Origin of the sequence: Streptomyces sp. NPDC058751 (assembly GCF_042746485.1) — a bacterium.
Taxonomy (GTDB): domain Bacteria; phylum Actinomycetota; class Actinomycetes; order Streptomycetales; family Streptomycetaceae; genus Streptomyces.
The window spans coordinates 123,698-133,524 of record NZ_JBHYPZ010000025.1; the positions used below are offsets into that span (position 1 = coordinate 123,698).

Here is a 9,827-nt window from a genome sequence, read left to right on the forward strand (position 1 = left end):
CCACACCCCACACGCTTGGAGGAGCATCACCATGCCCGCAGCACCCGCCACGACGGTCCGTAAGCCGTCCGCCGCCTACGCGTCCCGGCTGCTCAGCAACTACCCCGACTTGGGTATCACCCGCGCGCTCAACACCCATTCCGTCGGCTACGTCGTCAAGGGCGTGACCAAGGAGCAGGAGCAGCACGGCGGCCCGGTCACCGTGCGCTGGAACCAGCCGGACCGCGATCCGGCCGAGGCCCGGCTGATCGCCCACGGGCGACAGACGCTCATGCGGCAACTGCTTGAAGACTCCGGCCTCGCGGTCACCGTGCACCACGGCGGCTACCTCGTCCTGCTCGACCCGGAGGAGGTCGACGCGCACCGGGAGGCGGAGCAGGCGGCCGGCACACTGCTCGGGGACGGCGCGGAGTTCTGGCGGGAGGAGTCGGGCGCGTTGCTCGGCGACGATGTCCCCGTGACGACCGTGCCGCGTACCGCCGCTGTGGCGGAGGTGGCGTTGGCGCTGCGCACTGGCGGCGCCCCGTACGAGCAACTCGGCACCGTGTTCATGGACGGCGACATCACCGTGACGCTCACGCCTGTCCCCGACGACGAGCGGGAGGAGCGGCCGGAGTCCCCGTTGGGAGTGGCCCTGCGCGTCTTCCGGCAGTCGGGCGAAACGGTGCTCGACGACCAGGACGCGCAGAAGGGCACCGGTGTGTGGGTGCGTGCGTCCCTGGTGCCCGGTGAGGTCCTGGTACTGCGCAAGGACGACGGCATGCGCGCGGCAGGCTTCGGCCCGGCCGCGCGCCGCTGGGAGCGCTGCATGGAGTTCTACCGACGCCTCTTGGAAGACGCCGGGTGGGCCATGACCGGGCGGGGCGATCTCGGTTGGAGCTTCCACCGGCCGACGGCCGACGACGCACTGACCCGTGCGGAGAAGGTGTTGGGTGCCCTGTGGCCGCACCACAAGCTCGGGGAGCGGTCCGGCTGGGTCACCTTCCGTCACGAGGGCGAGCACTGGCAGGTGCGTTGGCGCAGTGAGCACGATGACGCCGAACGGTGTGAGACCGCCGAGGTGGCCATGCTGCCGTACCTCGCGGATGTGCTGCGCCGGGTCGGGCTGTCGACGACGATGCCTGACGAGCTCCCTCACCTGCACGACGCGCCGCCCTATCCGCCCAGCGTGTACTTCGCGGAGCCGCCGGCCGACCGCTCGAAGCCGCGGTACCAGACCGGTTGGCTTCGGGAGGGGTGGACGATGGACACCCACACCGGATCCTTCCGGCGCAAGGCGGCCACCGATGAGCACGCCGAACGACTCGCCCTCTTCGACAACCAGGACGAGGAGACGAACCGTCGGCTCGGTCGCGCCAGCCACGGCCTGCCCGGTCTGGTGTCGGATTTGGCCGAGGTCCCGGAGTTCCGCATGGTCGCGGCCGAGCTCGCGGCGGCCGGATTCATGCCCGCGCGCCGGTGGGAGGACCGTGGGCGCCCCCAAGACGGGTTCTCGATGTGCCTGGAGGACAAGGGGCTTGAGGTCAACCACCTGAGCACGCAACCGGACGGCATGCACCGAATCACCCGGCCCGAAGATGAGGAGCAGGCCGACGAGTTCGTGGCGTTCCTGCTCGGCTACACCGAGGCGCTGGACGCTCCGGGGCGGATCGTGACGCTGAAGTCGGATCACGTCGTCGTGTTCGGGGCCGAGGAGCGCCGCCGGAAGCCGCAGATCCCGGCCGGTCAGCTCTTCGACGCGGCCGTGACGTACCGGGTTGACCACGGGGCACCGCGCACGGCTGTGTTCGCGCTCTCGTCGTGGAAGGTCGACCCGTACGGGGACGGCGAGCCGCAGCGGCACCGGGTGGCCGAGTCGGTGGCGGCCGGCCGCGACGTCGCCCGCATCATCATCGACGACGTGCACCCGTTCGCGGAGCGCGGGACGCGACGGCACCGAGCACAGATGGCAGCCGCCGAGATGCTGGCGCGGGTGCTGGGGCCGGGCGCGGTGTGGTGCGTCGAGATCGATTGGCTTGCCGCAGCACACCCGGAGGTGCCGCGTACGCCGGAGGAGGAAGGCGTGTTGCTGCTCTCTGTGCCGGACAACGCCCCGGCGGGAAGCGTCGAGCGGATCCGGGGCGCGGCGGAAGAGCGGGGCTGGTCGTCGGCTGTGCTGTCGCCGTCGGTGGCGTGGGTGCAGGTGCCGGCGGGGGGTGAGGCGATGGCGTAGCCGGTGAGTGCGGGGCGGGTGCGAAGTGTGGCGCACCCGCCCTTTTCGCATGTCTGGGACGGGAGTTGGTTGGCGAGACCCTATGGACTCAGAGCCGTTCGATCTGTATCATTTTCCATGTGAGGCGAACACAGCGAATCGCCCCGCACCCACACTGACTAGGGAGTTTCCTTGTCTTTCACCGCCACGCGCCGTGACATGTTCGCCGAGATGGTGACCGGAGCGGCCAAGCTGCTGCCCGACTGGAAGACCTACCCGGACCTCGACGGCGATCCCGCGGCCCTGTTCTCCGACGAGATCGGCCGCGACGTCGACATCCGCATGGAGCCGGGCGGCAGCATGACCGTCACCAACTGGCTTCCCGACGGCACCCAGCAGCAGGAGCCGGTGCGGGACCCGTCCCCGGACGGGCTCGTTGCCGCGATCCACCGGGCCGCGAAGGCATACGACGACGCCGACCCCGCCCGCGCGTTCCTGAACCAGGCGCTGGCAGTCGTCGCCGAACCGCGCACCGTGGAGTGGAGCCACCGGTCGGTACGGGTCGAATGGCAGATCGGGAGCGGGTACGCCTCCCTGTCGATCGGCCGCGCGGCCAACGGGCAGCACGTGCGCGCCCTGGTCCACCTCAACTTCCGGAACCTGTTGGTGGAGAACGCCACGCCGATCGTGGTCACCGCGACGGCCGACTATCCCACCGGGGAGGCGGAGGGCGCCGGTAGGGCCGCCCAGCCGCTCATCAAGGCCGCGCCCGCGCTGTGGCTGTCCAACGTCCTGGAGGACGAGGAGACGGGCGGCGTCGACCGCGCCGAGCTGACCGTCGACGACGTGCACGTCACCGTGATCACCGGCCGCCACGGACGCCCCGCCACCGTTGACGTCGACGTGACGACCTGGGTCGGTCTCGACCGGATCGTCACCATCCTCGCCGCCGCGCCCCGCCCGTAGCCGTTCCGCCGGGCGCGGCGCCGACGGTCGCGCCCGGCCCTTCCGAGAGGCCCCCATGCCCTCCCTGACCATCCCGACCACGGCCACAGCCGCCGAGGTCGCCACTGCGGCTCTTGCCGAGTGGGGCATCACCCCCCAACTCGCCGACGAATCCCTCATCGGTGGCCACCGAAACACCTGGCTCGTCATCAGCTCCGACCAGACCACCAACGGTGTCCCGGACCAGTCCTGCCCGTACGTCGCGCTCTACGTCTACACGGACGAGCACGACGAAGTGTGGGTGCACCGGCCCATCGTCAGCCCCTTCGACTGCTGGCACGTCGTGGTCGGCAACGGCACCGACCGCGAACAGCTCGACTTCACCGCGCGCGCGCCCGAGATCGACCGGGTCGCCGAGCGCATCGCCGACTGGCTCACCGCGCCGCGGTCCTGACCCCGTTCCGCCGGCGGGGCCGCGACGCTACGCCGCCCCGCCGCGCACCATCCCGCCCCCTCCAGCCACAAGGAGCAATCAGCCATGTCCAACCGCGCCCGCGCCGCTTCCTTGATCGCCACCGCCATGGACGTCGCCTACGCCGGGGACGACGAGATGAGCATCAGCGTGCACAACACGAACGGCTCCGTCTTCACCATCGTCGGCCGCACCAGCAGCGAGCCCCGCCACGCCGAAGATGTCCCCGAGAACGACCCGATCGACTTCGAGCCGAAGGACCTGGCAGCACTGCTCAGCTACCTGGCCAGCCTGCTCGTCACGCCGATGCCGAAGGGCGCCGTCTCCGTGCGCGTGCCCGACCCCGAGAAGGGCGGTCACCTCGTGTGGGTGTGGAGCCTGGCCACCTTCGCTCCTCTCCGCGCCTCGGAGGCCGAGAAGACGTTCCCGGGCGTGGACGTCCCGAGCAGCGTCAGCGCTTACGGCCACATCAGCGACCGCGAGCGCATCACCCCGACCGTGCCGCTCACGCCGCTCACGGACCGCACCCACGTCCAGCTCGCCCACAGCTGACCCGCCCGTGCGGCCAGCCGGGACGCACCGTCCCGGCTGGCCCGCCGCCCACGAATCCAGGAGCACACACCCATGACCACCACAGCCACCCGCCCGACCCCCGTTACCGCCAAGGCCGTCAAGAAGCCCACGCCCTACCAGCGCCGGAAAATGTTCGAGGCGCTGACCGCCGAACACTTTTGCCTGCCTCGCGGCGTCAACGGCCGTTCGCTGGAAGTCATGTTCAACGAGGGGTGGATCACCGAGCACGCCGCAGACGGCCGCCTGGCTGGCCCCACCTGCCGCGCCAGATACGGGGGCTTCACCCACTTCCGTCTGACGCTCAAGGGCCGCATGGCGCTTCTGACGCCGTCGAAGCTCCTGGTGATGGAGTCCGCCGACGAGCACGGCCGCATCACACTGACGGCGCTCTGGCTCACCTTGGGCGCCCTGGAGGTTGATGGCCTGGTAGCCCACTTCACCGACCACGGACAGCAGGTCAAAGGCACCGGCACGCCGTACATCACCAACCTGGGCCGCCACCTCATGGGCGGCCACCCCGTCGACGAGACTCCGGCCGCCGACAGCCTGATCGCCGCACTCGCCGAGTGGGGCATCCCGGCCGCCGTCGAGGCCCAGGAGAACGGGAACACCGCCGTCGTCTACAAGGTCGGCTCCGTCCGCGGCGACTTCTACCGGGTACTGCCCGGCAACCGTCGCTCGGTGACGCACCCCGCATGGATGCACAACTCCGCTTGGTACGGCTTCGTCGACAACGGCGGCAACTACGGGGAACTGCACGTGCCCGAGGGCATCGGCCTGGCCAAGGAGAGCGCGTTTGTCGCGGAGGCCTTCGCCGAGTACCTGACTGGCCCCACCGCCTGACACCGCCCGCGCGGCCGGCCGGGGCTCACCGTCCCGGCTGGCCCGCCTTAGCTCAAGGAGCAGCCCGTCATGAAGTCTTCGCAATTCGGAGCACCCATCGATCTCAGTGACCTGCCGAACTTCAAGCAGGTAGACATACGGCCGCGCCGCGCTGTGTTCGTGGGCCGCGTCTCCACCAAGGACAACCAGAACCCCGCGTCTTCCATCCCGCGACAGGTCGTCCTCGCCTCCGAACGTCTTGAGACGGACGAGGAATTCGTCGCGTACTTCTGGGATGTCGAGTCCGGGATGCTCCCCCCAGAGCTGCGGGGCCTCGGGCCACAGGAGATGTACGACGCGCTTGCCGTCCCGACCTCCCGGGACGGCGGGCTCCAGGACCTCGTGGATCGGGCGGAGCAACTGGGGATCACGCATGTCCTCGCCGAGCGCTCCGACCGCGTGGCCCGCGCCATGCTGACCAGCCTCACCGTGGAACACGAGTTGGAACGGGTCGGGGTGGAAGTGGTGTACGCCAACGAGCCGGTCGGAGGGACCGAGTCGGGGAGACTACGCACCCGCCGGTACAGCCAGGTCGACGCGGAGGTCTACCGGGCGACGCTGATGGAGATGTCGATGGGCGGGCAGATCCAGCACGCCATCAACGGCTGGAACCACGGCTACCCGCCCTACCCCTACATCGCGGTGATCGACGAGAACGCCCCGGCGCAGGACAGAGGACGGTTCGGCGTGGCGCGGCCGAAGAAGAAGCTCGCCCCACACCCCGACTCACGGCGATTCGACGCGGCCAGAGAGCTGTGCCGCTTGCGCCGGGAGGAACACCTGAAGGCCGCGGACATCATCGCCATCCTGTCCGCGGAACCCGGCCGGTACCCGGTCAAAGGCCGCTGGACCCACGGCCTGGTCGAGGGATTGATCGCGAACCCGAAGCTGACCGGACATCAGGTCTACAACCGGAAGGCGTCCCGGACCGGCCGCGCCGGCTTCTCCACCCTGAACCCGGTCTCGAAGTGGGTGTGGTCGCCGAGGACCGTGCACGAGCCGGTGGTCAGCCTGCAGGAGTGGAAGCAGGCCCAGGAGATTACCGCAGGGCTGCGCGCCGGAGCGGAGAAAGGCGGCTCGCTGCTGCGGATCCGGGCGGCTGCCCGCCGGCTGGGGCTCACCGTCACCGTGATCACCAGCAGCGGAACGCACACGCTGTATCGGATCGGAGACCGACAGGTGACCTTGCCTATCCCCGTCCCGGACACAGTCGCGCAGCAGGTCATCGAGGATATGGAGAGTGCGACGTGAGCGAGGTCATCGAGTGCCGGGCCGACAGACGTGGCCGGACCTGGGTAGTACACGTGCCCGAGTACGGGGTGTATGGGCACGGGCGGACGCTGAAGGCGGCACGCGAGAACACTGAGCAGGGGCTCGCGCTCGTCGGCGTGGCCGCAAAGGTCACCATCACCCCGGTAACGCCGGAGCTCGAGAAACTGCGGTCTGCCGAGGAGACCTACGCGGCTGCTCTGAGCGAGGCGGTTGTCTCGCTTGCTCTACGACGAACAGCGCTGCGCGACATTGCCCTGGCGACTCGAACGCCGACCACACAGGTGAAGCTGCTCCTTGCAGAGAATGCGAAGCTGCTGGACGACAGGCAGGGTCCGCAGCCGAATGAGGAGCCCGCACCTGCCCCGCTCGACACCTGAGCCCTGCTGCTACGTAACGTGTCGACGCTGCTCGATGTTCAGCGCGAGGTAGTGAGGGGCCCCAGGTGATCCTGGAGCCCCTCTTCTGTACGGGCCCGCCCTGCCCCACCCCCGTGGAGGCTGGACGGGCCCGGGTCATCGACCGAATGTGCGGCGCTGCTCTGCATGGACGGCGAGAGCCTCGTCGAGGGCGGCCCGGCTGTAGTCAGGCCACCATCGGTCGTCGAAGTGCAAGGTGCTGTCGGTGGCCTGCCACAGCAGGAACCCCGACAGGCGGCGCTCGCCGCTCGTGCGGACGATCAGGTCCGGATCGGGCAGGCCGGCGGTCGCCAAGTAGCGCTCGATCGGCAGCTCGACCGCCGGGTCGTAGTCCGATGAGGTCGCGGCCCGGCGGGCGGCGTGCCGGATCTCGTTGTGGCCGTCGTATCCGATCCCGAGGCACACGGCCATGCCCGGCCGGGCGGCAGTGCTGGCCTCCGCGTAGTCGAGTGCCGAGAGCAGCTCGTCCGCGACCTGCCCGTGAAGGAGCTGGGTACGCAGGACACGGACCGGGCCGGTGGACTCGTCGGCAACCTCCCGCAGCAGGTCGGCGATGACCGCCTCCAAGACGTCGACCTCCGCGCGGTCGCGCTGAAAGTTCCGTTCGGACATGAGGAAGATGCTGGCCGCTTCGAGTTCGAGCTCCCGGCAGTGGTCGAGGACTTGACGGACGGCCAGGGCGCCGTTCCGGAAGCCGGATTCGGTGCTCGCTCGTCGAGCGGCGGCCCACCGGCGGTTGCCGTCGGCGATGAAGGCGATGTGCCGCGCCGGCGCGGTCTGGGTGGGGGCATCAGTGGCTGTCCTCATGCCGGGCGGTTGTAGTGGCTGCGGGCTCTAGTGTCGCGGCTTCAAGATCGCCGCCGAAGGTGCTCAGTCCGCCCGGGGCCGCGAAGTAGCCGCGCAGGCCTGCGGCGGAGTAGTCCATGATCGGTGCGGGGAGCTTCGTGGCGGGGAACCAGCGCAGGGCTGTGCACTTCTCGGGTTCGCGGTTGGTCAGCGTGCCGGACCAGGTGCGTACCTCGAAGAACACCCCGATGTGGTCGACGTCGTGCCGGCCGTGGACGGTATGCCCGACGGTGAGGTCTGCCGGGTCGATGGTGACGCCGAGTTCCTCGTACGCTTCGCGGACGGCGGCGGCCGGCAGGGACTCCCCTGGGTTCACCTTCCCGCAGGGAAGGGCCCATTCGCCGCTGCCGTAGGCGTCGCCCGCGCGGAGGGCACACAGGATCTCGTCGCCGTTTCGCAGGATGAGGTGGACGTCCAGGACGGCGGTTGCGGTGGTCATGCGGTGGCCGTTTCCCGGTCGGTGACGAGTTCCCGGGTGGCGGGGCCCGCGGTGCGGTAGTGCGCGGCGACCTGCTGGAGCCAGGGCACTTCGCTGTCGTAGTCGCCACCGGAGGCGGAGGTGAATTCAGCCTGCGTCGAGCGGGGCGAGTCACCGCGCGTCTTGTGCGTGAGGGCGGTGCTCGTCCAGTACGCCTCGGCTGCGGCGGCAGTCTCCTCGGCGGTGGCGGTCGGCGCGGCGTGCGTCTGGGCGTACTGCTTGGCCCGGCCGAACAGGTCGGTGGGCGCGTAGTACTGCAGCTCTGCCGTGACGTCCCGGATCTCGGTGACGTAGCGGGCCAGGCGGTCCTTGACCGGCTGGTCCAGGCGGAAGACATCGCGCAGCAGGTTGATCGTGTTGGAGAGCGCGCCGAGCCGGTGGTGGGTGGGCTTGAGCATGACCGGGCCGGGGACGGCCAACGCGAGGTCGCGCCAGAGCGGGTGAAGGCGGATCAGCGCAGAGAAGGCGCGAATCCGGTCGCCGAGTGCCCGGGTCGCCGGGACCGTGAGGCCGAGCAGCAGCATGAGGAACAGGCCGGTTTGCAGGGGCTCGGTGATGCTCTCCTGCAGATCGGCGATGTGCGTGGTCGGTGTGACGACAGTGGCGTAGATGACGTATGCGGTGCGGATCAGCGCGTAGAGGACGGCCAGGCCCATGGACGTGCACATCATGCCGAGTGCGGCGCGCATGAGGGTGCTGGTGGTACGGCGGACCGCGCTGCCCCACTGGTAGGTGGCGACCGCTGCGGCGCCGCCCATGTAGAGGTACACGAGGGACATGTAGGCGGTCATGCCGAGTTCGCCGGCGTGGCCGGTGACGAAGTGCTCGGTGGGCTTGCTGCGGTCGATGGCGAACGTGAAGAGCAGGACCAGGAGGACGACGACGGCAACGGCTGCCTTGAGTGCGATCTTGGAGACGGCCCGGGAGACGCGAACGTACCGCTCGTCCGAGAACTCGTCCCGGCTGCCGTACATGGCCAGCACGTAGCTGAGCAGGGAGTAGATCCCGCCGATCGCGATGACGTGCTTGACGACACTCGACAGGTCGTTGATCCCGCTGTGGTCCAGGCCGTAGTCGACAGCCGGAGTCTTGAGGGTCCACACCGCGGCGAAGGCGACGTACACGCCCCATAGGGCGCGGCGACGCAGGTCGCCCCACAGAGCGGAGGACAGGCGCCAGAAGGCGGATATCCACCACAAGACGGCGACGACGTAGGAGGCGATGCTCACGGGTTCTTCCTTCTGTTGCGTCTGCGGGCGAAGGGGTGGGAAAGGCTCGCCTCGAGGCGGCCAGCCAAGTCGTCGGTGCTGCGGTTCTGCTTCGCGGCCAGATCTCGCACGATCCCGGCAGCGAGCTCGGTCTGGAGTTCCTGCTCCGACTCGTAGGTGGTGCGGGCCGAGATCGGTACGCCGCGGGTGAAGCGGCTGATCAGGTTGGTCCCGACGTGCGGGGTCATGCGCTGGAACTCTTCGGGGCTGATGGTGCCGCCGTGGTCGAACCATTCGTGGACGAGCTCGTGCAGGATGACGTGCTCTTGGTGGTAGGGCGTGCTGCGCAGGGGGAACATGACGAGACTCGCCCCGTTGGCCATCTTCACGCGGAGCCCGCAGGCGGAGCCGGGGGCGGTGAGCGCCGGCGGCATAGGGCGCAGGAGGATGCGGCGGCCGAGCCGCGCCTCCATCTCGCGTACGAGGGTGGGGATGTTGAACGGCCGCGGGAGTGGGAAATCGTCAAGATCCTCGACCAGCTGCT

11 protein-coding genes are annotated in these 9,827 nt (G+C 69.5%); 7 read left to right on the top strand and 4 right to left on the bottom strand.

Going from position 1 to position 9,827, the window contains the following annotated elements; genetic code table 11:
• The first annotated feature begins 31 nt into the window (after positions 1-31).
• From ACFW6B_RS23510 to ACFW6B_RS23540, 7 genes are all read left to right on the top strand, one after another.
• Positions 32-2,212: a hypothetical protein gene (locus ACFW6B_RS23510; RefSeq protein WP_386598497.1), complete on the top strand. Its 2,181-nt coding sequence runs from the start codon at positions 32-34 to the stop codon at positions 2,210-2,212.
• A gap of 171 nt (positions 2,213-2,383) precedes the next feature.
• Entirely contained in the window at positions 2,384-3,157 is a 774-nt protein-coding gene (locus ACFW6B_RS23515; protein WP_386598498.1) for a hypothetical protein, read from the top strand.
• Between the two features lie 55 nt (positions 3,158-3,212).
• Positions 3,213-3,590 carry a hypothetical protein gene (locus ACFW6B_RS23520; RefSeq protein ID WP_386598499.1) on the top strand — a complete coding sequence of 126 codons (378 nt, stop codon included), beginning with the start codon at positions 3,213-3,215 and terminating at the stop codon, positions 3,588-3,590.
• A gap of 84 nt (positions 3,591-3,674) precedes the next feature.
• The gene (locus ACFW6B_RS23525; protein WP_386598500.1) at positions 3,675-4,160 is read left to right on the top strand and encodes a hypothetical protein; all 486 of its coding nucleotides are present in this window, start codon (positions 3,675-3,677) and stop codon (positions 4,158-4,160) included.
• Between the two features lie 72 nt (positions 4,161-4,232).
• Entirely contained in the window at positions 4,233-5,024 is a 792-nt protein-coding gene (locus ACFW6B_RS23530) for a hypothetical protein (RefSeq protein ID WP_386598501.1), read from the top strand.
• Between the two features lie 69 nt (positions 5,025-5,093).
• On the top strand, positions 5,094-6,314 hold the full coding sequence (locus tag ACFW6B_RS23535; protein ID WP_386598502.1) for a recombinase family protein: 1,221 nt from the start codon (positions 5,094-5,096) through the stop codon (positions 6,312-6,314).
• On the top strand, positions 6,311-6,712 hold the full coding sequence (locus ACFW6B_RS23540) for a hypothetical protein (RefSeq protein WP_386598503.1): 402 nt from the start codon (positions 6,311-6,313) through the stop codon (positions 6,710-6,712). The genes ACFW6B_RS23535 and ACFW6B_RS23540 overlap by 4 nt, the downstream gene beginning before the upstream one ends.
• Positions 6,713-6,847: 135 nt before the next feature.
• Here the strand turns inward: ACFW6B_RS23540 and uppS are convergent, their stop codons facing one another.
• The 4 genes from uppS to ACFW6B_RS23560 all read right to left on the bottom strand — a co-directional run.
• Positions 6,848-7,558, bottom strand: a complete 711-nt coding sequence (gene uppS, locus ACFW6B_RS23545) for a polyprenyl diphosphate synthase (RefSeq protein WP_386598504.1) — start codon at positions 7,556-7,558, stop codon at positions 6,848-6,850.
• Positions 7,542-8,036 carry an NUDIX domain-containing protein gene (locus ACFW6B_RS23550; RefSeq protein WP_386598505.1) on the bottom strand — a complete coding sequence of 165 codons (495 nt, stop codon included), beginning with the start codon at positions 8,034-8,036 and terminating at the stop codon, positions 7,542-7,544. The genes uppS and ACFW6B_RS23550 overlap by 17 nt, the downstream gene beginning before the upstream one ends.
• The gene (locus ACFW6B_RS23555) at positions 8,033-9,304 is read right to left on the bottom strand and encodes an MAB_1171c family putative transporter (protein ID WP_386598506.1); all 1,272 of its coding nucleotides are present in this window, start codon (positions 9,302-9,304) and stop codon (positions 8,033-8,035) included. The genes ACFW6B_RS23550 and ACFW6B_RS23555 overlap by 4 nt, the downstream gene beginning before the upstream one ends.
• On the bottom strand, positions 9,301-9,827 hold a 527-nt coding region (locus tag ACFW6B_RS23560), incomplete at its 5' end, for a toxin (RefSeq protein WP_386598507.1). The genes ACFW6B_RS23555 and ACFW6B_RS23560, both read right to left, overlap by 4 nt.